Source organism: Staphylococcus sp. EZ-P03, assembly GCF_003344575.1.
Taxonomy (GTDB): Bacteria; Bacillota; Bacilli; order Staphylococcales; family Staphylococcaceae; genus Staphylococcus; species Staphylococcus simulans_B.
On the sequence record NZ_QPMO01000041.1, the window covers coordinates 1 to 1,980 of the forward strand.

2 pseudogenes are annotated in these 1,980 nt (G+C 28.9%); both read right to left on the bottom strand.

Annotation, left to right across the window (positions count from 1 at the left end):
• Positions 1 to 126 precede the first annotated feature (126 nt).
• Positions 127 to 1,506 (bottom strand): annotated as a pseudogene (tet(K), locus tag DVJ99_RS12830) (tetracycline efflux MFS transporter Tet(K)).
• Positions 1,507 to 1,667: 161 nt separating this feature from the next.
• Positions 1,668 to 1,980 (bottom strand): annotated as a pseudogene (locus DVJ99_RS12835) (replication initiation factor domain-containing protein); the annotation flags it as partial.

A 1,980-nucleotide genomic window follows, 5' to 3' on the forward strand; every position in this document is an offset into this window, starting at 1 on the left:
ACTAGACTTATTTTTAATAAGTCGTTAATACGTGTGCTCTGCGAGGCTTAAACCTGTTTTTGCTAACGCAAAAAATGAGTGGCAAAATGCTAGCCACTCATAGTTCTAAACCAAAATATAATATAACTATTCAAACTGCTTTTCAGAACGTTTAAATACAATAATCGTCAAAAGACAACATAAAATAATAAGGATAGCCATGGCTACAAGAATATTACTATACACTCCAGAAGAATAATTTATAAATTCCAGAACTAGTTTACGATTAATCAATTGTAGTGACAATAAACCTCCTACAATTGCTATACCTGTTCCCTCTGATAAAAAACTTGTGAAATTTAGCAAACTCATTCCAGAAGCAACTTCTTCTTCAGAAAGACTACTTGATACTATTTTTGATATAACTGTTTTAGTAAAAGATAATCCGCCCATAACAAATATAAACATAAAAGTAGTCAACCACATACTAAACTCAACAAAAAATGCAATAGTTAAAAAACTTATAGAGATAGACAATGATCCTAAAATAAAAACAAATAATGATCCTTTTCTATCCACTAAAAAACCACCAAAATAACCAAAAACAATAACACTCATGGTTCCAGGAAAAATAACACTATTACCTATTGTCGCTACATTTACATGATAAATAGTTTTCATCATATAAGGCACCATTGATATAAAACCAGCTACTATAGAAAATATTAGCCCACCAGAAAACAAACCAAGCATAAACGGAATGTTTTTCCCTAGTTTAGGATTAATAAAAGGGTTAGAAACTCTTGAAATATGTTTAATAAAAATCACAAAAAAGATTGTGAAGAGTATTAAAAAAGTCCAATTATAATTTGTCGTAAATAACATAAAACATATAATACTTATAGACATTAAAACAATACCTACGATATCTAATGTATTTTTTGTTGATTTACCAGGTACCATTACTTTAATAAGAAAAGGTATAGTTACTATTGTAATCATAGGAAGTATAAGTAGGTAAGACCAATGAATATAATGTGCTATTATTCCCCCTATTGAAGGACCTAACCCTTCACCTAAAGCTACAATTGATCCTATAAAACCAAAGGCTTTGCCTTGTTTTTTTCTTGTAATATTTCTAGCTACAACCACCATAATCAGTGAAGGGAATGCAGCAGATCCTACTCCTTGTACTAACCTACCAAAAATCAAAATAAAAAAGTGATTGTGACCAATAAAAGCAATCAATGAACCAAGACAGCTCAAACTAATACCAATAATTAACAATTTTTTTATATTTATATAATCAGATAATTTTCCATATACTGCTGTTCCTATCGAAAAAGTTAACATATATGCAGTGTTTACCTAGTTTGTAATTCCAGGAGTAGTATTAAAATGATTTGCAATATCAGGTAAAGAAACATTTAAAACCATTTCATTTAATACACTAAAAAATGAAAGAATACAAAGCCAAAATAAAACGCTATAAAACAAACCTTTAAATTTTTTATATAAACTAAACAATTTTACCTCTTTACTTGAGGTGACTAAAGTTTATAGGGGTAAATTATTCTTTCACCTCATATAAATTCCCCAAATTTTTAAATAGACACTTCATAAAAAAATCCTCCTAAATTAGAATAGTTTAAATATATCATTTTTGTTCAGTAATATTAATATGTACACTATTTCCAAAATTTAAATTCATGTTGCCAAAAATCGATTTGTTTTTGCAATTGTTTTTCGTTCGCTTTTAAAGTCGATTTCATTAAGTCCGTTAAATCGACTGGCGAAATTTCTTTTATCAAATTCTTATATTTTGTTCTAGAATTTCTGTGAAGCTTTCCCCATTCTTCTTCATCACTCAATAACATAAAAACTATTGCTCTATCCGCAGTGCGTTGGATAGTTTTCCAATCTGGTTGCAAGATATGTAAATCACTAAAGCAATCATTCCAGTAATCCACCATATCTCTTTTAAGTTCGATTTCTACACGC